At 72.2% G+C, this 22,925-nt stretch carries 17 protein-coding genes and 1 tRNA gene; 12 read left to right on the top strand and 6 right to left on the bottom strand.

The genetic code is table 11. The annotated features are described in order from the left end of the window. Nucleotides 1-171 precede the first annotated feature (171 nt). Complete coding sequence (locus WMF17_RS41365; RefSeq protein WP_437646490.1) at nt 172-297, bottom strand: hypothetical protein; 126 nt, start codon at nt 295-297, stop codon at nt 172-174. 65 nt (nt 298-362) lie between these two features. Here WMF17_RS41365 and mxcH point away from each other — a divergent pair, with 65 nt between their 5' ends. The 6 genes from mxcH to WMF17_RS41335 all read left to right on the top strand — a co-directional run bounded on the left by mxcH (nt 363) and on the right by WMF17_RS41335 (nt 7,073). After that, nucleotides 363-2,999: a TonB-dependent siderophore myxochelin receptor MxcH gene (gene mxcH / locus WMF17_RS41360; RefSeq protein WP_437646489.1), complete on the top strand. Its 2,637-nt coding sequence runs from the start codon at nt 363-365 to the stop codon at nt 2,997-2,999. 19 nt (nt 3,000-3,018) lie between these two features. Beyond that, a complete protein-coding gene (locus tag WMF17_RS41355) occupies nt 3,019-4,305 on the top strand; it encodes a hypothetical protein (protein WP_437646488.1) in 1,287 nt (428 codons plus the stop codon). A gap of 35 nt (nt 4,306-4,340) precedes the next feature. Beyond that, nucleotides 4,341-5,948, top strand: a complete 1,608-nt coding sequence (locus WMF17_RS41350; protein ID WP_437599050.1) for a PepSY-associated TM helix domain-containing protein — start codon at nt 4,341-4,343, stop codon at nt 5,946-5,948. Then, nucleotides 5,941-6,288 (top strand): hypothetical protein, encoded by a 348-nt coding sequence (locus WMF17_RS41345; RefSeq protein WP_437599049.1) that lies wholly within the window; start codon nt 5,941-5,943, stop codon nt 6,286-6,288. Before WMF17_RS41350 ends, WMF17_RS41345 begins: the two co-directional genes overlap by 8 nt. Continuing rightward, nucleotides 6,281-6,559, top strand: a complete 279-nt coding sequence (locus WMF17_RS41340) for a hypothetical protein (RefSeq protein ID WP_437599048.1) — start codon at nt 6,281-6,283, stop codon at nt 6,557-6,559. Before WMF17_RS41345 ends, WMF17_RS41340 begins: the two co-directional genes overlap by 8 nt. Before the next feature lie 427 nt (nt 6,560-6,986). Further along, nucleotides 6,987-7,073: transfer RNA gene (locus tag WMF17_RS41335), tRNA-Ser, on the top strand. A gap of 261 nt (nt 7,074-7,334) precedes the next feature. Here the strand turns inward: WMF17_RS41335 and WMF17_RS41330 are convergent. Beyond that, a complete protein-coding gene (locus WMF17_RS41330) occupies nt 7,335-8,717 on the bottom strand; it encodes a DUF4388 domain-containing protein (RefSeq protein WP_437599047.1) in 1,383 nt (460 codons plus the stop codon). Between the two features lie 174 nt (nt 8,718-8,891). Next, nucleotides 8,892-10,865, bottom strand: coding sequence for an aspartate--tRNA ligase (aspS, locus tag WMF17_RS41325; RefSeq protein ID WP_437646487.1), 1,974 nt, complete (start codon nt 10,863-10,865; stop codon nt 8,892-8,894). 180 nt (nt 10,866-11,045) lie between these two features. Here aspS and WMF17_RS41320 point away from each other — a divergent pair, with 180 nt between their 5' ends. After that, complete coding sequence (locus WMF17_RS41320) at nt 11,046-13,010, top strand: hypothetical protein (RefSeq protein ID WP_437646486.1); 1,965 nt, start codon at nt 11,046-11,048, stop codon at nt 13,008-13,010. Nucleotides 13,011-13,031: 21 nt separating this feature from the next. Here the strand turns inward: WMF17_RS41320 and WMF17_RS41315 are convergent, their stop codons facing one another. Genes WMF17_RS41315 through WMF17_RS41305 form a run of 3 tightly spaced genes read right to left on the bottom strand, consistent with a single transcriptional unit; the run spans nt 13,032 to nt 17,403 of the window. After that, on the bottom strand, nt 13,032-15,200 hold the full coding sequence (locus tag WMF17_RS41315; protein WP_437646485.1) for a transglutaminase TgpA family protein: 2,169 nt from the start codon (nt 15,198-15,200) through the stop codon (nt 13,032-13,034). Further along, a complete protein-coding gene (locus tag WMF17_RS41310) occupies nt 15,197-16,429 on the bottom strand; it encodes a DUF58 domain-containing protein (RefSeq protein WP_437646484.1) in 1,233 nt (410 codons plus the stop codon). Before WMF17_RS41310 ends, WMF17_RS41315 begins: the two co-directional genes overlap by 4 nt. Before the next feature lie 8 nt (nt 16,430-16,437). Beyond that, nucleotides 16,438-17,403 carry an AAA family ATPase gene (locus WMF17_RS41305; protein ID WP_437482939.1) on the bottom strand — a complete coding sequence of 322 codons (966 nt, stop codon included), beginning with the start codon at nt 17,401-17,403 and terminating at the stop codon, nt 16,438-16,440. A gap of 420 nt (nt 17,404-17,823) precedes the next feature. Between WMF17_RS41305 and WMF17_RS41300 the strand changes: the two genes are divergently transcribed. The 5 genes from WMF17_RS41300 (at nt 17,824) to WMF17_RS41280 (ending at nt 22,618) form a co-directional block, all read left to right on the top strand. Then, complete coding sequence (locus WMF17_RS41300) at nt 17,824-18,870, top strand: decaprenyl-phosphate phosphoribosyltransferase (RefSeq protein ID WP_437646483.1); 1,047 nt, start codon at nt 17,824-17,826, stop codon at nt 18,868-18,870. Beyond that, nucleotides 18,870-19,610, top strand: a complete 741-nt coding sequence (locus WMF17_RS41295; protein WP_437599038.1) for a CPBP family glutamic-type intramembrane protease — start codon at nt 18,870-18,872, stop codon at nt 19,608-19,610. Before WMF17_RS41300 ends, WMF17_RS41295 begins: the two co-directional genes overlap by 1 nt. Nucleotides 19,611-19,736: 126 nt before the next feature. Then, complete coding sequence (locus tag WMF17_RS41290) at nt 19,737-20,822, top strand: UTP--glucose-1-phosphate uridylyltransferase (RefSeq protein WP_437646482.1); 1,086 nt, start codon at nt 19,737-19,739, stop codon at nt 20,820-20,822. 186 nt (nt 20,823-21,008) lie between these two features. Beyond that, nucleotides 21,009-21,671 carry an NUDIX hydrolase gene (locus WMF17_RS41285; RefSeq protein ID WP_437599036.1) on the top strand — a complete coding sequence of 221 codons (663 nt, stop codon included), beginning with the start codon at nt 21,009-21,011 and terminating at the stop codon, nt 21,669-21,671. After that, a complete protein-coding gene (locus WMF17_RS41280) occupies nt 21,671-22,618 on the top strand; it encodes an NAD(+)/NADH kinase (RefSeq protein ID WP_437646481.1) in 948 nt (315 codons plus the stop codon). The genes WMF17_RS41285 and WMF17_RS41280 overlap by 1 nt, the downstream gene beginning before the upstream one ends. Nucleotides 22,619-22,925: the final 307 nt, after the last annotated feature.

Raw genomic sequence — 22,925 nt, 5'->3', positions numbered from 1 at the left:
TCAGCTCCAGACCGAAAAGAAAGCCCGACAGCGGGGCAGGCTCGCTCACCAGACCTGGCGGCCCGCGCTGATAACGCGTTGTGTCATCAGCGCGGGCCGCCAGGCCTGGCGCCGCGGCCGCCTCACTCGCCTGTCGTCTTGTTATTGAAAATGAAAACGATTATTAATTTCTCAGCGGCGGTTGTATGGAACACCGATCCAGGGTCCGTCAAGAAAAAACGCCCGAAACGGCGGTTCTGCGGTGAAGATGAAATTGATTTTGGTTTTCAGCTCGGGTACCGGAGTCTTCACGGCCATGGACGCCTGCCCGGTTCCTCCACCCCCGACGCACCGCAGCGCGCTCGAGGCCGAAGGTTGATGCGGTGACGCGACGCTCTCTCGTTCTTCGAGGCTTCCTTGCAGGCCTGATGGCCTTCCTGCTGCCGGGCGTGCCTGCGCCGGCGCACGCTCAGGAGGGCGGCGTGCCGGACGGCCCTGGACGCGCGGAGAGCGGCCGTGAGGCGAGCGCGCGCGCGCCTGCTGCCGGCGCGGCGGTGGACGAGCGCTCGCGGTCCGGCGCGGGGGACGGGCGGATCGAGCCGCCGCAGCTCGTCGGGGGCGCCGAGGCCGAGGTCCCGCCGGAGGCTCGGGCGGCACGGCAGGAGGGCAGGGTCGTGCTGAAGCTCCTGATCGATGCGGCGGGGCGCGTGGCCGAGGCCGAGGTCGTGGAGCCGATGGGCCGCGGCTTCGACGAGGCGGCCAGGGCCGCGGCGCTCCGGTTCCGCTTCACGCCGGCGCGCCGGGGCGGCACGCCGGTCGCTTCACGGATCCTCTACGCCTACGAGTTTCGTTTCCCCGAGGAGTCCCCGGCCGAGCCCTCTTCCTCGGCGGAGGGGGGCGCCGGGGTGGCGGCCACGCGCACGGAAGGGCCCCGTCCCGCGCCGGCCGCGAGGCCCGGCCAGGCGAAGGACGCTGTGCCCGTCGAGGTGACCGTGCGCGGCGGTGCCATGGCCGAGCGCCTCCGGCAGTCCGCGCAGGCGATCAAGGTCATCGAGACCGGGCAGGCGAAGCAGAGGACCGCCGACATGGGTGAGGTGCTCGCCCGCACCGAGGGCGTCGGCGTGCGGCGCAGCGGCGGCCTCGGGTCCTCGACGCGCTTCTCGCTCAACGGCCTCTCGAACGACCAGATTCGCTTCTTTGTCGACGGCGTGCCGCTCGATTTCGCCGGGTTCCCGTTCGGCATCGCGAACGTGCCTGTCAATTTGATCGACCGCGTCGAGATCTACCGCGGCGTGGTCCCGGTGCGCCTCGGCGCTGACGCGCTGGGCGGCGCCGTCAACCTGGTCACCGACCAGGACGTGCGCGGCACCCACGGCGCCGCGTCCTACGAGGTCGGGTCCTTCGACACCCATCGGCTCGCCGCCACGGCGCGCCACCTGCACGAGCCGAGCGGCTTCCTTGCCCGCGTGAGCGGCTTCCTCGACTACGCGCGGAACGACTATCCCGTGACGGTCGACGTGCCGGACTCCGATTTCGTCGAGCACCCGGCCCGCGTCTACCGCTTCCATGATGCCTATCGGGCGGCGGGCGGAGGCGTCGAGCTCGGCTTCGTGAACCGGTCCTGGGCGCGGCGGCTGCTCCTGCGCGCCTTTCTCACGGCGTACGACAAGGAGCATCAGCACAAGCTCGGCGTCATGAAGGTGCCTTACGGCGAGGTCACGAACGGCGAGACCACGACGGGTGTGGCGCTCCGGTACGAGCAGCCGCTCGGCCGCGGCGTCGCCATCGAGGCGATCGGCGGTTACGCGTACGGGCGCGCCACCTTCCTCGATGTCAGCGAGTGCACCTACGACTGGTATGGTCACTGCAGCCCCGGCGGCAAGCCGGGCGAGGATGACACAAAGCCGCGGGACCAGGTGTTCTGGGAGCACAGCGGCTATGGACGGTTGAACCTCCGCTTTCGGCCCCACCCCGAGCACGCGCTGCAGCTCTCCGTCTCGCCGATGTTCGTCACGCGCACGGGAGACGAGCGCAGGCAGGCGAACCCCGAGGGCCGCGACCCGCTCACGGCCGATCGCGGGCTCGTCAACTGGGTTCACGGCGCCGAGCACCAGCTCAACCTGCTCGACGACCGCCTGGAGAACGTCCTCTTCGTGAAGCAGTATGTGCAGTTCTTGCGCCTGGAGGAGAGCGTCCAGGGGCTCGCCGACCGCTTCCGCCGGCGGGATCGCGACACCCATCGCCTCGGCGTCGGCGACGGCCTGCGCTACCGCTTCGGCGAGTGGCTCTATGCCAAGGCGTCCTACGAGTGGGCGAGGCGGCTCCCGCGCCCCGACGAGGTGTTCGGCGACGGGGCGCTGATCCGCGCCAAGCTCGATCTCTTGCCCGAGGCGAGCCACAACGGGAACATCGGTGTCACGTTCGACGCCCCCGACAGCGCGACGGGCGCGTGGCGGCTCGAGGCGAACGGCTATCTCCGCGCGGCCGAGGACCTCATCGTGCTGCTCGGCAACGGGAAGATCTCCCAGTACGACAACGTCTTTTCGGCGCGGGCGCTGGGGGTCGAGGCGTCCGCTCGCTGGACGTCGCCTGGCGAGCACGTCGTCCTCGACGGCAACGTCACGTACGATGACCTCCGCAACACGGCCGAGGAAGGGACCTTCGCCCGCTATGCGGGGCAGCGGATGCCGAACCGGCCGTGGCTCTTCGCCAACGGGTCGGCGCGCGTGCAGCTCCGCGAGGTCGCCGCGCCGCGCGACGAGCTCGCGCTCACCTGGGACACGCGTTACGTGCACGGGTACTTCCTCGGCTGGGAGAGCAACGGGCGGCGCGAGGACAAGGCGAGCGTTCCCTCGCAGCTCCTGCACTCGCTCGCGCTCACCTACGTCGCGCGCCTCGCGCCGCGAACCCTGAGCTTCACCGTCGAAGCCCACAACCTCACCGACGAGCCCGCCTTCGATTTCTACGGTGTCCAGCGGCCCGGACGGGCTTTCTTTTCCAAGGCAATGCTGGAGATGTGATGGAGACGTAGGAGAATTCATGAGAACGATCTCGAATAGCAGGCTGGCATCGAGGCGCGCGAGCGCCGCGCTCGGCGCGCTCGGGCTCCTGGCCGTGGCGCTCGGGAGTGGCGGCTGCGGGGACGATCAGCCGAACCCGGCCGGCAGCGGCGGTGGTGGAGGAGAGCCGAACCCGAGCGGCGGCGGGGGCGCGGGCGGGCCAGCGTTCGTGGTGGGGACACGCGTCTGGGACGACACCTCGACGACGGCTTATTTCCACGTAGTCCCGTCGCTCGATCAAGGCACGGAGATCGACCTGTCCCAGGCGCTCGAGGTTCCGGGCTCGGCCAAGCTCTACGGGTTCGAGGACCTCGACTGGGTCGCCATCGGCGGCGGCGACGCGCCGACGATCTCGCGCTACACGCTCGACGAGCAAGGCGCGCTCGAGGGGGGAACGAGCGTCAGCCTGCGGCCCCTCGGCGTGCAGGATCTCTGGCCCACCCTGTACTTCGTCTCTTCGACGAAGGCGTACTATCCGGACCGCCACAACGAGCAGCTCATCGTCTTGAACCCCACTGCGATGAAGATCGAGGGGACCATCGAGCTGCCGGAGACCGCCCGCCAGGGCTACCTGGCGCTGTACAGCTACGGGTCGATCCTGCGCGGGGACAGCCTCCTCTTCTCGGTCGGATGGTTCGACTGGGAGCAGAACGACACGATCCTCGAGGAGACTGGGCTCGTCGTGATCGACACAAAGACGGACACCGTCGTGCGGGTCGACGTCGACGAGCGTTGCGGCGGGATCACGCAGCCCGTCGAGACCGCCTCGGGGGACGCCTATTTCGTGAGCTCGGCGCTCGCGGGGGCGGCCCACCTGCTCGAGCGGCTGCCGACCGAGCCGTGCGCGCTGCGTGTGCAGGAGGACGCGGACGCCTTCGACCAGGACTACCTCATGGCCCTGGGCGAGCTGACCGACGGCGCGATCGCCGGCGAGCCCATCCCGGGCGGCGGCGACAGCATCTTCCTCCGGGTGTTCGACGAGAGCGCCGCCACGGTCGAAGCCGACAGCGTGACCTCGGATCTCACGAGCCAGCAGGTGTGGCAGTGGTGGCGCTGGGACACCGCCACGGGTGAAGCGGCTCGGATCGACGAGCTGAGCCCCATGACCTCGGACGTCCTCTGGTTCCAGGTCGATGGCCGGGTCTTCGGGACCGAGACGACGGACGACTACGCCGAGAGCACGCTCATCGAGCTCACGGCGGAGGGGGGCCCCAGGCGCGCCATGACGGTGCCGGGATTCCTGCACGGTGTATCGAAGGTACGGTAAAGGACGCGCGCTCACGCGAGACAGGAGACCCCGACATGGCCAAGAAGCTCTCCCGCCATGCCTTCACGACCTTCTGGGACGTGCACGCATGGGCCGGCGTGATCGGTGGGCTCTTGCTCTACGTCATGTTCCTGTCGGGGGGGATCACGCTCTTCCGGAGGCAGCTCGCGGTGTGGGAGGAGCCCCTGACCCAGCAGCGCTCGTCCGTCGAGCAGGTGGGGCTCCAGGCCACGCTCGAACAGGGGCTCGCCGCCGCTCCCGCCACGCCTGAGGAGCTCTGGCTCGATCTGCCGCAGGATGGACTGGGCGCCGCGCGGATCCTCTACCGCTCGCAGGGCGAGAGCGTCCTGTCGTGGATCCACGAGGGGCTCGTGCCCGAGCGCGAGCGGCTGTCCGACTTCCTCTACGACCTGCACTACCTCTGGCATCGAGCGACCGGCATGTGGCTGTTCTATGTGGCCGGTATCCTGTGCGTCGCGCTCCTGCTCGCGCTGGCGACCGGCGTGCTCATCCACCTGAAGGACATCGTCCGGCAGTTTCATCGGTTCCGGCCGGACAAGACGCGCCGTGTCCTGTGGTCGGACATGCACAAGGTGCTCGGCGTGATAGGGCTGCCGTTTCAGGTCCTGTACGCGTACACAGGCGCGTTCTTCATTTTCCTGGGGGTGCTCGTGCAGGTGTTCACGGGTCCCGTGTTCGGCGGGGACGCCGCGCGGGCGGACCGGGTGGCCTGGGGGGCGTCGTACGTGGACGAGCCGGCGCCAGGGGCGCCCGCGCGCGGCCTCACCCTGGACGAGCTCACGGCGCGCGCGCGCGCGGCGGAGCCCCGGTTCGTGCCCGAGAGGTACCGTATCCGGCATCACGGCCTCGATAGCGGGACGGTCGAACTCCGCGGGCCGGTCGAGGGGGTTCCGTTCGGGAGCGGCATCGTGCGCCTGCGGGCGACCGACGGCGCGGTCCTCTCCCTCGACATGCCGGGCGCCGAGGGCGCTCGCAGCGACGTGATTCGCTGGATCTACGGCCTTCACTACGCCGATTTCGGCGGCGTCGCCCTGCGCATCCTGTTCCTCGTGCTCTCCGTGGCGACGTGCGCCACGATCCTCACCGGCAACTGGATCTGGCTCGCGCGACGGGAGGCGCGACGCGAGAGCCTGGGCAACCGCCTCCTCGCGCGGCTCACCGTGGGCTTCGGCGCGGGGACCCTCGTCGCGATCGCGGCGCTCTTCCTGGCGAGCCGGGCGCTCCCGCTCGACTGGGCGGGCCGCATGGCGGCCGAGGAGCTCACGTTCCTCGCGGCGCTCGGGCTCTGCATCACGTGGGCGCTCGCCGCGCGCGACGGCGGGCGCCTCTGGTGGCGGCAGATCGGGCTCGCGGGGCTCCTGCTGCTGCCTGTCCCCGCGCTCGCGGCGCGCTGGTCGGGCGCGGGGCTCTTCGGCGCGGGGCCGAAGCTCGGGGCGGTCGTCGCGGTCGACGTCGCGCTCCTCCTGGTGGCTGCGGCGCTCTGCGCCTCGGCCTGGGCGCTTCGCCGGGCGGCCTCGCGGCGCGCGGCGCCCCGGCAGGCGACGCAGGACGAGCCGCGGGCGTCGCTGGCCCATGGCGGGGCGGGGCTCATGGCCAGGGGCCAGACGGCGTCCCATGGTTGAGATCGCGTCGCTGCTCGCGGCGTATCTCGCCTTCGCCTTGCTCCACGCGGCGCGGCCGGAGCGCGTTCCGTTCGGCATCGCGTCGCGGCTGCGCGGGAGGCGCGCATGGCGCATCGCGGCCCGCGTCCTGGCCGCCGTCTCCTTCTCGCTGTCGGTGGGGCTGTGGCGCCGGATCGAGGCCGGCCCCGCGGCGTACCTCGTCCCCTTTGCCGCGCTCCTCTGCGCCGCGAGCCTGTTCGTCCTGCTCGCGCCCCTGTGGCCGCGCGCCGCGTGGGGCCTTGCGCTCCTGTGCCCTCCCGCGGTCGCCGCGCTGTCGTTCGCAGGAGCGTGTCATGGCTAGCGACCGGCTCGCCCGGCGCGACGCCACCCTGCGCCAGCTGGCGGCGCTGGTCGGGACGCTCCCGGTCGCCATCCTGGCGAGCGCGTGCGTTGCGCGGTTTGCGCCGCTCCCCGGGGACACGCCGGGCGTCCTCGGCTTCGCGCTCGTTGTGCCGCTCTGGGTGACGGCGATGTGCGGTGCCTTCCTGGCGCGCAGCGCGACCCGGGCGTGGGGGGTCTGCGCGGCGCTCAGCGCCGTGCTGTTCGTCCTGACCTACGGCGTGCCGCAATGACCTTGACGGCGGGCGCAGCCGCCGGGCGGACGCCTGCTCCGCTCCGGCCGGTGGGTGGTCGGGCTCGGCCGAAAGGCGGGAGAATTGGTAAAAATACAAGTGATATCATGTAGTTGAGCTGCATGGCGAGCTCCCTGGGCAGGTGCGGCCCCCCTCCTCACCTGGCTGGCCCGAGGACCTCGGGTCGAGCCCGGCAGCTCGCCGTGCCGGGCCGCCGTCCCGTCCCGTCCCCTGGAGGTATCGGTCGCCGCCGACGCTTCCCAGCACGATCTTCTGTGCACGACGACAGGCTCTTTGGTATGTTGCCGCTCCCTCGACGGCCCGCGCCGAGCGTCTGTCGAGTCAACGTTCTTTTTACTGTCGAAGCTTCGAGGTCCGCACTGGGCCCTGCGCTGAGCGCTGGCCGGGCGGATCCTCCTGGAGACCAGGAGAGGTGGCCGAGTGGCTGAAGGCACACGCTTGCTAAGCGTGCGATCGGGAAACTGATCCGCGGGTTCGAATCCCGCCCTCTCCGCCGCGATCCCGCTCAGCGCTACGCCCGTTGTGAGGCGGCCTGAGCTTCGCGTGCGGACGACTCACCGGCGGCGGATGCCGCCGCGCTGGACGCGCCGCGCCGAGGCGAGCAGCGCGCCGGAGCATCGCAGGCGGAAGGCCGGCGCGGGCGACGCGCGCCGCGGGGCCTCGTCAGGGCGCGCCGCGCGGTGGCGTGTCCGGATGTGTTGCGCGCGTCGTCCAGATGCGCCGCGCGCGCGTGGCCCCGCCGCCGGCGCTCGCCTCAGGCGGCCCGGGTCCTCAGCACGCGCGACTGCAGGAACTGGTAGATCGTCTTGATCGCGTCGAACGAGCCGACCGCGCTCTCCTTGATCACCTCGTTCACCGTGCGTGAGCCGTTGACCGCCCCGAGCACGAGCTCCTCGGTGCGCGTCAGCTTGCCCGAGCCGACGCCGTCGAGCGCGACCTGGTCCACGACCACCACCTGGTCGAAGTTGATCGTCCCCTCCATGAGCCGCCACTCGTCGACGCGCCGGAACCCCTCGAGCACCAGCGCGGACACGGCGAGGCCGAGGCGCGCCTGCTCGACCTCGGGGCGGAACGGCTCGCGCGTGAACGAGAAGCGCCCGTAGGGCCAGCGCAGCACCTCGTAGATCAGCTCGCTCGACTGGCGCTCCAGCACGGCGATGAGATCGTCGTTCGTCGCGACGTCCGCCTCGACGAGCACCTGGCCGAGCAGCGTCTGCGGCATCTTCACGCGGAGCAGCGCCTCGAGCCGCTCCCGCGTCACGAGCCCGCGCTCGATGAAGTAGCGCCCGAGCTTGAACTCGTCCGACGAGTTGCGCGCCTGCACGAGATCGATGAGCCCCTGGCGGATGGAGATCGTGACCGACGCGCGATTCGTTGCCACCCGGAGCACGCCCGTCTGCCGCTGCATCTGGAGCAGCTGGAGGATCTCGGCGAGCGGGATCGCCGAGACGTCGCCGCTCATCACCTCCTTCGCCTCCGGGGGCGTGTCGAGGTCGCGGAGCGTCAGGGTCAGCCTGGAGACCACCTCGTTCGTCATCACGCGGGCGACCGCCTGCATCACGGCCGCCTCGTTCGTCCGCGACTCGGGCGCCAGGCTCATGATCGCCGGCGTCATCACCGTCGCCAGCTGCTGCGCGAGGTCGACCCCGGTGCGCTGGCGCATGTTCCGGGCGAGGAGGCTCGGCCGCACGCTCTCGGCGATCATGTCCTCGTCGGGCATCTTCGCGCCCTCGGGCACGGGCCGCGCGCGCCCCTCCGCCGTCTTCGCGAGCGCGCCCTCGATCACCGCGACCAGCGCGCGCGCGTCGAACGGCTTGGTGATCGCGTCGACGGCGCCGGTCTGCTGGACGAACTGCCCCCGGATCTTGTCGCCCTTGGCGCTCATCAGGACGACGGGGACCGTGCGGTGCAGCGGGTTCGACCGCAGCTCCCGGCAGAAGGCGTAGCCGTTCATCCTCGGCATCACGAAATCGAGGAGGACGAGGTCGTATTTCGGCCCCTTCTTGATGAGCTCGATCCCCGCGAGCCCGTCGCGCGCCACGGTCGGGTCGAACCCATGGCGGGCCAGGATGGCGCTGACGACCTTCAGGATGGTCGGGCTGTCATCTACAACGAGGACGCGCGCCGGGGAGGCCATGGTGAAGGATCAGGCCCTACCCTACCAGAAGTGCGCGGCCTGCAAACATAAAGGCCAGGGGGCGCGGCGGCGCGGGGCGCGCGGCGAGGCAGAGCACAGTGATCGCGTCGACGGCGGCGCGCCGGAGCGCCGCCGTCGACGCACCGGATCGCGCTCGCGTCCCCCGGCCCGGCATCAGGCGCCGGCGCTGCCGGTGCCCGTCGCGCCCGGCCGGGTGTCCGCGGGCGCGACCGCCTTCACGTGCAGCTCGGCGAGCTGCGCGGCGTCGACGAGCACGGGCGCGCCGGTCATCTGGTCGGTGCCCTGGTTTGTCTTCGGGAACGGGATCACGTCCCGCAGCGTCGGCGCGCCGCTGAGCAGCATCGCGAGCCGATCCATGCCGAGCGCGATGCCGCCGTGCGGCGGCGCGCCGCTGCGGAGCGCGTCCAGGAGGAACCCGAACTTGTCGCGCGCGTCGCGCTCGTCGATGCCCAGCGTCTGGAAGACGCGCGCCTGCACGTCGGGGTCGTGCAGCCGGATCGAGCCGCCGCCGACCTCGAACCCGTTCAGCACGAGATCGTAACGATAGCACTCGACCCGCGCCGGATCGCTCTCGAGCAGCGCCACGTGCTCGTCGATGGGCCGCGTGAACGCGTGGTGCGCGGCGGACCAGCGCCCCGTGTCCTCGTCGTAATCGAACAGGGGTGGGTTCGTCACCCAGAGGAACCGCCACTGGTCGCCATGCCCGTACTCCGGGATGAGCCCGATCTTCTTGGCGACGTCGACGCGGAGCTTCGCCATCACGGTGTGCACCACCGCGGCGTTGCCGAACTGGAAGCAGAGGATGTCGCCCGGCTTGGCGCCGAGCGCCGCGTTCAGCTTCTGCCGGAGCTCCGGCGTGATCGACTTCGAGAGGGGTGACTGCGTCCAGGAGCCGTCCTCGGCGAGCTTGGCGCGCGCGAGCCCCCGGAAGCCCTTCACGTCGCGGAGCCCGCGCTCGAGCTCCTCGGTCTGCTGCCGGGACAGGTTGGCGCTCGCCGGGATGACGAGCCCCTTCACGATCTCGGCCGGCAGGTCGCGCCGCAGCTTGCCCGACCGGAACTTCTCGGCCAGCTCCACCCAGAAGGGCACGCCGCCGCCGCCGTGCTCGATGATGAGCTCGGTGAGGTCGGTGTGCTCGATCCCGAAGCGGAGGTCGGGCTTGTCGTTGCCGAAGCGCGCCATCGACTCGGCGTACGGCATCTGCGGGAAGCGGCCCGTCGGGTAGAGCTCGGCGAGGTCCTTGCCGAGGGCGGTCTTGAACACCGCGAAGACGAGCCCCTCCATCAGGCGGAAGACGTCGTCCTGGTTCACGAACGACAGCTCGACGTCGATCTGGGTGAACTCCGGCTGCCGGTCGATGCGCAGGTCCTCGTCCCGGAAGCACTTCACGATCTGGAAGTAGCGGTCGAAGCCCGCGACCATGAAGAGCTGCTTGTAGAGCTGCGGGCTCTCGGCGAGCGCGTAGAACTTGCCGGCCGAGATCCGCGAGGGGACGAGGAAGTTGCGCGCCCCGCCCGGCGTGTACTTCACGAGGAAGGGCGTCTCGAGCTCGATGCAGCCCTGGTCCGACAGGTAGTTCCGCGTCGTCCGGTTGACCTCGTGGCGCATCCGCAGCGCCCGCTGGAGCGGGGCCCGGCGGAGGTCGAGGTACCGGTGCTGGAGCCGGATCTCCTCGTCGGTTCGGATGTCGTCCTCGATCGAGAAGGGAGGGTTGTCGGCGCGGTTGAAGGCCACGGCCTCGGCCACGCGCACCTCGACATCGCCGGTCGCGAGCTTCGGGTTCACGTTCTGCTCGCCCCGGTGGACGACGACGCCGCGCACGCCGATGACCCACTCGCGGCGCACCGTCTCGGCCAGCTTCAGCGACGCGGCGAGCTGCTCCGGCGTCGAGTAGGGCTCGCCCGACCCCTCGAGCGCCGGCGCGCGCTTCACCGACCCCGCGTCGTAGCCGGCGTCGAAGACGACCTGCGTGATCCCTTCGCGATCGCGCAGGTCGATGAACACGCAGCCGCCGAAATCGCGGCGGTGCGCCACCCAGCCGAAGAGGATGACCTCCTTGCCGATGTCCGCCGTGCGCAGATCGCCGCAGCGGTGCGTCCTCTTGAGCTCATCGATGAAACGGGACACGAGCCGACCTCCGAGTTTCCGTGGGAAGCGGCGACTCTAGCCCAGGTCGACGTTGCCCGCCTCTCCGTATGATCGCGCGTCGGCGACGCGCGGGATCGGCCCCGCGCGCCGCCGCCGCCGCGCGGCCAGGCCGCGCGCCGGAACTTGGCCCGCGCGCGGCCGATCTGGCATGGCCGCCCGGTGAGCTCCGAGGAGAAACGCTGCTGGCTCGATCGGTCGCTCGCCTTCGTGTCGGCCGCGCTGCCCTTCGGGCTCTCGCTGGCCCGCGCCGCGTCTTCAGGGCAGTGGCGCGAAGATCTCACGGCCGTCCGGGACCTCGGCCTCGTCGCGGTCGGGGTGGGCGGCGGCCTCTCGACGGCGCTCTCGCAGGCGCTGAGCCTGCTCCCGCTGGGGCCTCGCACCTTCCGCACCGCCCTCGGGTCGGCGCTCGCGCTCGCGCTCGCGTCGCGCCTGCTCTACGAGATGGTCCGCCGGCTCCTCCTGGAGTCCGCGCGGCCAGCGCCCCTCCCGGGTCTCGCGCTCCTCCGCAAGCTCCGCGGCGGCGCGGCCGACGCGACCCCCGCCGCGGCGCGATCGGCTCCGGGCGCGCCCGGCGGCGCCGTGAGCCCGCGGCTCGCCTCCGTGCTGTCGGCGATCGCCGTCCTCACGGCGGCGCTGTCGCCCACCTGGCAGCGGGAGGCGACGGTCGGCGGCGGCGCCATGCTCGCCACCTGCTGCGCGCTCGTGACGCTCGCGCTCGCGTCGAACTGCGCCGAGCAGGCGCGGCACGCGGGGCGCGCGTGGATCGGGCTCGGCGCGCTCCTCGGGGCCACCTTCGCCGAGAGCCCGCCCGCGGGCCTCGCCGCGCTGGCGGCGTCGTACGCGATGTTCCTCGCCCGCCGTGGCCTCGGCGGCCCCTCCCCCGCGGCACAGGCCGCCGGCGGCCCGCCGCGGCGCATGCTGGGCGCCGCCGCCGGCGCGGGGGTGCTCACGGCCGCGCTCCTGCTCGCGCCGCTCGTGCTCCGGCCGCTCGCGCCGCGCGCCTGGACCGACATCGGCCGCGCGCTCACGACCGGGAGCCTCGCTGCCCTCGACGTCGCGAGCGCGCGCACCACGGCGCTCGCCGCGTGGAGCCGCGAGATCGGCGTCGTCTCCCTGCTCATCGCCGCGGCCGGGCTCGCGCTCTCGCTCCTGCGCCCGCGCGCGCGGTGGCTCGTCGCGCCGTTCCTGGTGCTCCTCGCGCTCGACACCCTCCTGCCCGCGCGCGCGGCCGGCGTGCTCTCCGCGGATCCGCTCACCCCGCTGCGCTCGCTCGCGGTCGCGGCGATCGCCGTCGGCTCGGCGCTCGGCGCGCACGCGGCGGTCCGGGCGCTGCTCGACACGCGCGTGCCGTTCTCGCGGAGCGGCGCCGTGCTGCTCGTCGTCTTCCAGCTGACGCTCGTCGCGCTGACGAGCGAGGAGGCCGGCTTCGCCGCCGACCGGAGCGAGCAGACGGCCGCCGAGGTCTGGACCGACGAGGCGTACGGGAGCCTCGATCCCAGCTCCGCGATCCTCGTGCGATCGCCGGCGATCGCATGGCGGGTCTGGGCGGCGCGGATCACGCGCGGCGAGCGGCCGGATGTCCTCGTGGTCCCGATCCCGCTGCTCGATCGCGGCCAGGTCGCGGCGAGCCTGCTCGCCGACGAGCGCAAGCTCGCGCCGCTCCTGCGCGACTTCGCGCTCGCGGGCGAGCCCAGCGAGTTCGCGCTCTCGACGCTGGCCGACGTCCGACCCCTCTACGTGGAGCTCGATCCGCGCTGGTCGAAGAGGCTCCTCGGCCACCTGAACGTCGCCGGGATCTGGCTCGAGTACGCCCCGCAGCCGCTCGGCGCCTCGGATCGCAAGCTGGCGACCGTGCAGTCGATCGTGCCGATCCGGCGGGTGCTGGAGTCGCTCTCGGTCGCCGCGGTGCCGGACACGTCGACGGCGGCCGTCCTCGCGTCCACGATGCGGGGCCAGTCGAACGTCGTCAGCCTGCTGGGCGAGCGCGTCGTGGCGCAGTCGTTCATGGATCGGCTGCGCGAGCTCGCCCCCGGGGACCCGTTCGTCTCCGGCGGTCCGAGCCGCCGCGCCGTCACCGGCATCCGCCAGGCGTTCATCGCGAAGCGCCCCGTGCGGCGCCGCTGAGAGCAGGCGTCCCGGCCGCGATCAGGGCGACGCGTGGAGCCCGCTCGCCGAGAGCGCGCGGCGATCGGCCAGGCGCAGCGCCTTGACCCGCCGCTCGAAGTCGCGGCTGTCGTCCTCGGTGAGCTTCGCCCCGCCGAAGCGGGCGTGCAGGTAGACCTGCGTGAGCAGCAGGATCTCGCGCGCCAGCGGGTGGTCCGTGAGCTCCAGCGCCTCGGCGTGGCGCAGCGGCGGCATGCTGGGCGGGCGCGGCACGCCCTGCGCGAGCATGGCGGCCTCCAGGCTCTCGTAGAGCGCGATCGCCAGGATCGCGCTCGGGGTCCGCCCCCCGTCCCCGCGCGACTCCTCGCGCCCGCGGCGCCCGCGGCGGAAGCGCCAGTAGAGCAGGCCGCCGCCCAGCGCGAGCGCGACGGCGGCGACGGCGAGGAGCCGCGGGCGCGACAGCGCGACGTCGCCGCTCGAGCCGGACCTCCGGTAGCGCGACGTGAGCGTCTGGAGCAGGCTCACCTGCTGGTTCAGGTCGTAGCCGACGATGTGCCTGTCCCAGCGCTGGCTCGTCGCCTCGATGAAGTCGCGGAGGTACGCCCAGACCCCGACCAGCTCGCTCTTCGGCGCCGCGTCGGCCGGCGGGGTCGGGTCGAACGTCTGCCACCCCTCGCCGTCGAGGTACACCTCGACCCACGAGTGCGCGTCACCCTGGCGCACCGCATAGAACCGGCCGAAGCGGTTGTAGGTGCCGCCGACGAAGCCGGTCACGTTGCGCGTCGGCACATCCACCGCGCGCAGCAGGATCGCCATCGCCGTCGAGTAGAACTCGCAGTGCCCGCGCTTCGACTCGAACAGGAAGTGATCGAGCGGATGCGGGTCCGCCCCTGACGGCGACGCGAGGTCGTACCGGTACTCCGTGCGCAGGCGCTCCTGGATCGCCCGCGCCTGGTCGGCCGGACGCTCGATTCCCTGCGTCCATTGCTGGGCGAGCTCGACGACGCGCGGCGGCAGATCCTTGGGGAGCTCCAGGTAGCGCCGTCGCTCGCCCCCCGGGAGGCGCTGGAACGTCGGCGACCGCTTTCGCGACAGGAAGACGTCGTAGACGAGCCCACGGTCGTCCAGGGGCTGGTACCTGAACTCGCCCTCGGGCCCGCGGTGGGCCAGCGCGCTCACGTCGACCCCGAGCTGCCCGCGGTTCTTGAACCGGAGCCCCGTCGCGTTCGGCGGGAGGAAGATCACGGGCGGATCGATCGGCTCCAGATCGATGCGCATCACCGGATCGACCGTCGGGTCCGGATACCGCTCGAGCGGCACGAGCCCCCCGTCGCTCTCGGTCGGGCGCTTGAACGTCTCGCTCTGGGTCCAGGTGCGGCCGTCGTACGCGTCGAGCGCAGTGCCGCGCAGGTGCATGGTGAGGCGCGGCGGCGGCGGCTCCGGGAGATCGGGGATCTCGACCCGCATGGCCAGCTTGGGATCGCTGCGCAGCACGCCGACCGCGCCCAGGTCGACCTTGCCCGAGAAGCCGATCATCCGCCCCGTGTGGCCGCGGTTCAGCAGGAGCAGCGAGAGGCCGACGCGCGGGAAGATGACGAACAGGAGCGCGGTGAAGACGAAGATCGGGATCGAGAGCAGGCAGGTGACGGCCAGGAACGAGCGCCCGACGACCCGCCTGGAGCGCAGGATGCGCGGCACGTCCACGGGCAGCCCGGTCCGGTCGCGCGCCCCCTGCCGGTAGTTGCCCTCGACCTCGCGCCGCAGGTGGCTGAGCACGAGCGCGCCGGGGGCGACGACGAGCACGCCGATGAAGCACAGCCCGTAGCCGAGGCCGCCGCCGAGGACGGTCCCGGCGATGAGGTGCAGGAGCGCGAGCACGATGACCTGCTGGTCGTGCGCCGCCCCCTTGCGCGTCGCGAGCCGGATGATCTGCAGCGCCGCGGCGAACTCCACGAGCACGTCGAGCACGCTCGCGTCGGTGGCCACGATGCGGACCACCTGGACGGCGATGACGACCAGGAGGACGCCCGTGTCGAGGTGGCGGAGCGCCGGGTGCCGCTGCCACGACTCGCGCACGACGAGCGCGAGCGCGAGGCCGATGAGGATGGCCCAGCTCACATAGCGGTTGAACTGCCCGCTCGCGACGAGGGCGATGACGCCGAGCGCCGCGAGCGCGTCGGTCATGACCCGGTGCACCAACCCGAATCTCATGGGGCGCTCCTCGGCGTGCCGGCGCGGCGCTCGCCGCTGGTGGGGCCCGGGCTGGAGGCCTGCCGCAGGGATGTCCGGGCGGCGCGCTCGGCGCTGAGCTCCGACACCCGCGCCTCGTCCACCGCGTCGAGCAGCGCCAGGAACCTGAGGATCCCGTCGGAGCCGAGGTTGCGGTCACCGCGCACCCGCTCGCCCAGCGTCGTCGCGACGACCACGGCGTCGCCGCGCTTGATGTGGGCGACGGCGCGCGAGGCCGCCTCGCGGATCCTGCGCTCGAAGGCCTGCGCGAACCCGTCGCCTTCCCCGGTCGGGCGCACCGTGTCGATGACGATCTGCACGTCGGGCCGCGTCTCCCGGGCCCGCTCGCGCAGCACCAGCTGGTCGCGCATCGTGCTCTTTTTCCAGTAGATATCGCGCGGATCGTCCCCGTCGCGCATCGGCCGCAGCCCGAAGGTCTCGTCGCCGCCCCCGCGCCCGCTGAGGCTCGCGCCGCCCTCGCGCCGCCCCGCGTCCTCGACCGGGAGCCGCACCGGATCGACGGCGGGATAGATGATGAGATCCCCCTCGGCCTCGACCTCGCGCGACTTCTCGAACAGCCCGAAGGGAAAGCGGGTCGCGATGCGGAACCCGGTGTGCCGGTCGCGGCCGCGCTTCGCCGGCGTCCGCCGGTAGGCGGCCACCTGCGCGCTGGACGGGCTGATCTTCAGGAAGAAGCAGCGCTTATCGGCCGGCTGACCGGCGCGCAGGTCCTCGACCTCGATCGCGTACGACGGCACGCGCTTCTTGTGGTTGTAGACCTCGATCTCGACGAGGTGCGCCCGGCCTACCTGCGCGCGGGCCGGGAGCCGCCGGGTGACGGTGAGGTGTCGGAGCGACAGGTCGCTCATCACGCCGGAGACGACGATCAGCGACAGCAGCATCCCGAGCAGCAGGTAGAGGAGGTTGTTGCCCGTGTTGATCGCCGCGAAGCCGACGCCCAGCGTGATCCCGAGGTAGTACTTCCCCTCCCGGGTGAACTTGAGCTTCCGGGGCGGCCGCAGGGCGAACAGGACCTTCGCCCACGACGACGCCGCCTCCTCGCGCGAGGGCCGCAGCGGGCGCTGCTCGAGCAGGGGCCGGTCGCGCCTCGGCCGGCTCGGCCGGACGGCGCTGCGCACCGCGGCGTCGGCACGGTCGGCGCCGCGGGAGCTGCCGCTGAGAGATCCCCGCTCCCGGTCTTCTGCGCCCATCGCCCCCCTCAGAGCGGGACCGGCACCCGCGCCACGAGGTCGCGCACCGCCGCCTCGCACTCGTCGCGGGTCGGCATGTAGCCCTCCGCGTGAGCCGAGAGCCGGACCCGGTGCGCCAGTACGGCGACCGCGAGGTCATGGATGTCGTCCGCAATACAGTACGAGCGCCCGCAGAGGACGGCGCGCCCCCGGGCCGCGCGGGCCAGGTTCATGCCGGCGCGCGGCGACGCGCCCAGCGAGAGGGTCGGGCTCGATCGCGTGGCCGCGAGTATCGCCTGCAGGTAGGTCGCGAGCGACGAGTCGAGCTCGACGCGATCGACCTCGCGCTGCAGCACCACGAGCTGGGCGGGATCGATGATCTGCGGCACGTTCCGCGCGCGATCGGGCTCGCCGCCCTGGAGGAGCAGCCGCATCTCGACCTGCGGCGGCGGGTACCCGATCCGGATCCGCACCATGAACCGGTCGAGCTGCGACTCCGGCAGCGGAAAGGTGCCGGCGAAATCCTGCGGGTTCTGGGTCGCGAGCACGAAGAACGGATCCGGCAGCGGCGTCGCCGTCCCCTCGATGGACACCTGCCCCTCGTTCATCGCCTCGAGCAGCGCCGACTGGGTCCGTGGGCTCGCCCGGTTGATCTCGTCTGCGAGCAGGACGTTCGCGAAGATCGGCCCCTGGCGGAAGACGAACTGCCCGATCCGCTGATCGAAGACGCTCACCCCGAGGACGTCGCTCGGCAGGAGATCGCTGGTGAACTGGACGCGACGGAGCTCGCCCCCCACGGCCTTCGCCAGCGCGCGTGCCAGCGTCGTCTTGCCCACGCCGGGCACGTCCTCGATGAGGACATGGCCCCGGGCGAGCAGCGCGATGAGCGCCAGCTCGACCGCCTCGGGCTTCCCTTCGAGGGCCTGCTCGACGGCAGAGCGAAGCTTCAGAAGAATAGGCGAAGCTTCACGCGCGACCGAGAGCGCTGATGTCATCACGGGCGATGGTAGCACGAGGTTACGGCCAGCCTGCGCGGATGCGCATTTTGCGTTCCACGGCGTTCCACGAGCCGGCGTGGCCGGTGCGAACTCGGATTCGCCGACGCGCGTCGCCGGCCCGCGGGGCCCGGTGCGCTGCGCCACGTTCGCTGCGGGTTCGTCGCCTGAGCCAGGGGGCAGGGCCTGTCGCCGCCGCTCGGTTCCGAGCGTCCACGTTCCTGCTCTTTTGCCTGCCGCGGAATGGCCGGGACCGGTGCTCCCGGGTATGCTCCGGCCGCCGTGACCGCCTCGGGTCCCCTTTTTCGCCACAGTGCCCCGGCCTTCCCTGCGCAAGAGACGCCGGGCGCCGATGCTCGCCCGGACGCCGGAGCGCTGGACCAACAGGCGCCGGCTGAGCAGGGCGCCTCACCCGCCGCGATGAGCTCCGTCCCCGCCGGCAAGCCCACATCGTCGCCTCCACGGAGCGGCGTGCCGAGCTCTCGTCCGGGGGGGCCGAGCTCCCGTCCGCCGGAGAGCGGGCCCCCTTCGGGCAGCCTGATCGCGCAGCCGCCCCTCCTGCCCGACTCGCCGAAGGGGACGCTGCTCTGGCGGGTGCGCGGGATGATCCGGGCGATGCGCCCGCACCAGTGGGTGAAGAACCTCTTCGTCCTCGCCCCGGTGGTGTTCGCCAAGCACCTGACCCACCCCTCGATCATCACGAGCGCGATCGGGGCGTTCGCGATCTTCTGCCTGCTCGCCGGCGCCGTCTACATCCTGAACGACATCGTCGACGCCGAGGCCGACCGGGTCCACCCGGTCAAGCGTTTCCGGCCGATCGCCTCGGGGCGCGTGCCGATCCCGGTCGCCAAGGCGATGGCGGTCGGCCTCGCGGTCATCGCGCTCGGGGCCAGCTTGCTCGGCCCGCCGCTCTTCGCGCTTGTCGCCGCCAGCTACTACGTCCTCAACGTCGCCTACTCGTTCCGGCTCAAGAAGGTCGCGTACCTCGACGTCGGCTGCATCGCGGTCTTCTTCGTGCTGCGCGTGCTCGCCGGCGGCTTCGCGACGAGGACGCCGCTCTCCGGCTTCATGATCGCCTGCACCGCCCTGCTCGCGCTCTTCCTCGGCTTCGGCAAGCGCCGCCACGAGCTCGCTTCCGTCAACGCCTCGAAGCAGCGCGCGGCGCTGGACGCCTACACGCCCGGCGCCCTGACGGCGGCGCTCGCCGTGACCGGCGTCGCCACCATCGCCACCTACCTCGCGTACACGCTCGATCACGACACGCAGCGCTTCTTCCAGAACCCGTACCTCTGGCTGACGACGATCCACCCGCTCTTCGGGGTGATCCGGTTCCTCCAGCTCGTGGCCGGCAGCGGCAAGGCCGAGAGCCCCACCCAGGAGATCCTCCGGGACACCCCCTTCGTGCTGAACCTCGTCATGTGGTCCGCCGAGGTGCTTGTGATCGTGTATCGGCTGAGGCCGTCCTGATGCTCGGCGCCGGGCCGGAGCCCGCCCGGCCGGGGGCGGCCCCGCCCGGCGACAAGCCCACGGCGAAGAGCGATGCGCTGACCGACCTCGCGCTGACGATGCCGATCTTCGTCCTCTACCACCTCGGCGTCGCCTTCCTCCCCATCCGCAACGCGGCGGATCCGGTCACCGCCGAGCTCCGCGCGCTCGCCAAGCACAGCCTCCCGCTCTACGCGGGCCTCACGGTCGCCGTCGGCGCCGTGTTCGTCATCGTCCTCTCCGTCCTCGGCCGCGGCCACGCCCTCCAGACGAGGCGCTTCGCGCTGCTCGCCGTCGAGGGCGCGCTCTACGCCATCCTGATGCGCTTCGCCGGCTCGTACGTCGTCGGCTCCCTCCGGCTCGGCCCGCCCGTGGCTTCCAACGACATCTTCATCGGGGTCGTGATGTCGCTCGGCGCCGGCTTTTATGAGGAGATCGCCTTCCGGGCAGGCCTCTACGGGCTGGGCGCGCTCGCGATCAAGCTCCTCTTCGGCAGAGGGGTCCAGGGGGTGGTGCTGCTGGTCGGGTGGGCGGTCGTGGCCGCCGCCGTCTTCTCCGGCTGGCACTACGTCGGCTCGATGGGCGATCCCTGGAACCTCCCCTCGTTCGTGTTCCGCATGGTGTGCGGGCTCGTGCTCACGGGGATCTACGTCTTCCGCGGCTTCGCGCCGGCCGTCTGGACCCACGCGCTCTACGACGTCTGGGTCCTCGTGCTCCGCTGAGCCCGGGGCCGCGTCCGTGCGGGCGGGGCCGCGTGCCGTATTGCCGGGCCGTTCTGGCCGTGCTTTGGAAAATCGGTGTCCCTCGCACAGCAGATCTCCTCTCTTCCTGCGCCTCTCCTGAAGCGCTTGCATGACCGAGGCTTCGACGGGTCCCGCCTGGTGCGGTGGGCGGCGACCCTCGGCGTGGAGCGGGACGCCCGCAACCGGCTGCCCGGCCGCGTCGAGCCGCCGGCCCCGGGCGACCTCTCGTCGGCGCCGGCCGAGGGGACGGCCGAGCACGGGCGCCTGCGCGAGCGCGGGCTCGCTGCGCTCTCGGCGGGCGAGGTGGCCCTCTGCGTCCTCGCCGGCGGGATGGCGACCCGGATGGGCGGCGTGGTCAAGGCGCTCGTGGAGGCGCTCCCCGGCCGGACGTTCCTCGACCTCCGGCTGGGCGAGAACGCGCACCTCGAGCGGCTGGCGAACCGCCCCGGCGCCCACGTGCCGCTCTGGCTCATGACGAGCGAGGCCACCGAGCAGCCGATCCGCGACGCCCTCGGCCCGCGCCTCGACGGCGCGCGGTGCGCCACCTTCGAGCAGGACGTCTCGCTCCGCCTGACGCCCGAGGGCGCGCTGTTCCTCGACGAGCAGCGCGAGCCGAGCGTCTACGCCACCGGCCACGGCGATCTGCCGGACGCGCTCCGCCGGAGCGGCCTGCTCGCCCGCTTCCTCGAGCGCGGCGGCAAGACGGTCTGGATCGCCAACCTCGACAACCTCGGCGCGACCGTCGACCCGGCCCTCCTCGGGTGGCACCTCGCCCACGGCGAGCCGCTCACGGTCGAGGTCGTCGACAAGGTCGGCGCGGACCGGGGCGGCGGGCCCGTCCGGTGGAACGGAAAGCGCATCATCACCGAGGAGTTCCGCCTCCCCCGCGGCTTCGATCCGGACGTCGTGCGGGTCTTCAACACGAACACGTTCATCGCCAGCGCCGCGGCGCTCGACGCGCTCGCGATGGAGTGGACGTACGTCGAGGTCGAGAAGAAGATCGGGGAGCGGAAGGCGATCCAGTTCGAGCGGCTCCTCGGCGAGGTCACGGCGGCGCTCGAGCCCCGGTTCTTGCGCGTGCCGCGCGAGGGGCTCGCCTCGCGCTTCCTCCCGGTCAAGGACGTCCCGGAGCTCGAGCGGCGTCGCCCGGAGATCGAGGCGATCGCCAGGGCGCGGGGGTTGCTCGGCTGAAGCCCTCCGGGCGCCTGCGTGCCACGCCATGCGTCATCGGCTCGCCGGGGGGACCTTCCCCCGGACCGCCGCGGTCCGCGCGCGCCCCGGCGTGAGGTCGGCGCATGCGGCGGACGCGCAGCGCGATCGGGGCGCGGCTGCATCGCGATCGGCGGTCGTTTGGCGCTATGCTTTGCGCCTCCACGCATGCGGCTACCTCCCTTCCCGAAGCTCGCGCTCAGGCTGGTCCGGACGATCCCCTCGCTGGACGGCCCTGGTTTCCTCAACGTGCGACGCCAGGTGTTCCGCGTCGAGTTCCCGGACGGCTCGCTGAGCGACCCGTTCACCTACGACAGCGTCGATCGCGAGCGCCTCGATGCGGTGGTGATCGCCCCGCATTACCGCGACGCGGACGGGCGCCGCCATGTCTATCTCCGCTCGGCGCTCCGGCCACCGGCCGCGACCCGTTCGCCCGAGGTGTGCCCGTTCCCGGAGGCGCCGACGCTCGGCGCGCTCTGGGAGCTGCCCGCCGGGCTCGTCGAGCTCGACGAGCGGAGCCCCGAGGGCCTGAAGCGCTCGGCCGCGCGCGAGCTGCTCGAAGAGGTGGGCTTCGACGTGCCCCCGTCGGAGCTCCAGCCGCTCGGTCCATCGTCGTTCCCGGCGCCGGGCATGGTGGGCGAGCGGCACTTCTACTTTCACGTCGAGGTCGATCCTGCGCGCCAGGGCGCGCCCCTCGAGGACGGCTCCCCGCTCGAGCGGTTCGCCGCCATCGTGGCCGTCCCGCTCGACGCGGCGATCGAGCTCACCCGGCGCGGCGTGATCGAGGACGCGAAGACGGAAGTGGCGCTCCGGCGCCTCGCGGAGCTCTGATGCCGGAACAACCTCTCGCGCCCGCGCAGCGGCGTCCACCCCGCGTCGCGCTCGTCGTGAAGCGCTCTGCCTGGAGGATCTACCGCGAGGAGCGGAAGGACCCGCGCATCACGCGGCTCATCGAGGCCGGCGACGCCGCCGTCGGGCGCCTCAAGGCGTCGCACGAGGCGCACGAGCAGACGGTGCGCGAGGTCAAGGCGGCGCTCGACGATCTCGGCGTCCACATCGAGGTCCTCGCCGGCGCGGGGCAGTCCTTCGAGGCGGGCGAGCTCGACCTCGTGATCACGGTCGGCGGCGACGGGACGCTCCTCAGCGCGTCCCACAACGTCGGCGACGTGCCGATCCTCGGCATCAACAGCGCGCCGGGCCACTCGGTCGGCTTCTTCTGCGGCGCGACGAGCGGCGACGCGGCGGACGCCATCGCGAAGGCGCTGCGCGGCTCGCTCCGCCGGGCCGTGCTCGCCCGCATGCAGGTCATGGTGAACGACAAGCTCGCCACGGCGCGCGTCCTGAACGACGCGCTCTTCTGTCACAGCTCCCCCGCGGCCACGTCGCGCTACGTGATCCGGCTCGGCAAGGCGGAGGAGGAGCAGAAGTCGAGCGGCTTCTGGATCGGCCCCGCGGCCGGCTCCACGGCCGCGCAGCGCTCCGCCGGCGGGCGCGTCCTGCCGCTCACCTCGAAGTGCCTCCAGCTCGTCGTGCGCGAGCCCTACACCCCCCACGGCGAGGCGTACCGCTTCCGCCACGCGCTGATCCAGCCGGGCTCCTCGCTCGTCGTGCGGAGCAAGACGCACGACGCGAAGCTCTTCTTCGACGGGCCGATCCACTCGGTGAACGTCGGCTTCGGCGACGTCATGGAGTTCGCCCAGGCGCCGCAGTCGCTGACGATCCTCGGGCTCTCCACCAAGCGGAAGTGGGGCGCGGGCTCGGCGGTGAGCCGCCGCTAGGCGCGTGACGCGCCGCGGGCAGGCCCGGTATCGGCGGGTCGGCGCGGCGCGGCGCGAGCGCGCGCGCGGGGCGGCGTGAGGTGGAGGAGGGCTATCGGCCGAGGGCGCTCGACTCGACGAGGGTGCGCGCGCGCGACCGGGATCGCCTTCAACGGAAGGGGATCGGGTGATCTCCTACCCCGAGCGCCCGGCGTCGGGCCGCCCTCGCGGCGGGCGCATGAGGCCTGAAGAAGGGGCGATCTCGGCCGTTTTACTGGGGTTTTGGCGACCCGCCTCAGGGCCCCCCGGCGGTCCTTCCGCCGGAGCG

Origin of the sequence: Sorangium sp. So ce362 (assembly GCF_051519845.1) — a bacterium.
Taxonomy (GTDB): Bacteria; Myxococcota_A; Polyangia; order Polyangiales; family Polyangiaceae; genus Sorangium.
Note: the sequence above shows the minus strand (reverse complement) of the source record. Positions and strands in the feature narration are given on the sequence as shown.